The 655-nt window shown below is 45.6% G+C and carries 1 protein-coding gene; it reads left to right on the top strand.

The genetic code is table 11. From position 1 onward, the window contains the following. Nucleotides 1–655, top strand: a 655-nt coding sequence (locus MM239_RS20845; protein WP_241350253.1) for an IS256 family transposase, incomplete at both ends; no start/stop codon positions are given.

Here is a 655-nt window from a genome sequence, read left to right as displayed (position 1 = left end):
AATGATCCTGAGATGAGTGAACGTTTGAAAGAACGTCTTTACAGTAAAAAAGGGTTGTTTGGAAAAGAGAGTCCTTTCAGTGAGATTTTGCAAGGTATGGTAAATACACTACTTGAAGGTGAGATCGATTCATTTCTTACCGAAGAGCGCGCCTCTGGCAGTGTTAATAAACGGAATGGTAAGACATCCAAACGAGTTGTAAGCGAAGCTGGGTTCTTAGATATTTCAACACCTCGAGACCGGAACGGAGCCTTTGAGCCTGAACTGATCGCAAAACGTGAACGTGAACTTAGTAGCGGTCTGGATGAGCAGATACTATCCCTTTATGCCCAAGGGAACTCAGTGGAAGATGTGAGACGTCTTCTGGAGAACATTTATGGAGTAAGTATCTCTGCAGGCCGGATTTCCCAGATTACGGACAAAGTGCTCCCAGAGATCCAGGAATGGCGCACAAGAAGCCTTCAAAGCTTTTACCCCATTGTGTATCTGGATGCTATACACTTCAAAGTACGCCAAGACGGCAAATACACCAACAGCGCCTTCTATACGGTATATTCGGTGGATTGGGAAGGAAACAGGGACGTGCTGGGGCTTTATATCAATTCTGGTGGTGAAGGGGCTAAGAAATGGGGCTTGGTGATGGAAGACCTGAAAG

The sequence above is a fragment of the Belliella filtrata genome (genome assembly GCF_022549775.1).
GTDB lineage: Bacteria > Bacteroidota > Bacteroidia > Cytophagales > Cyclobacteriaceae > Belliella > Belliella filtrata.
This window is presented reverse-complemented; position numbering and strand designations above follow the sequence as displayed.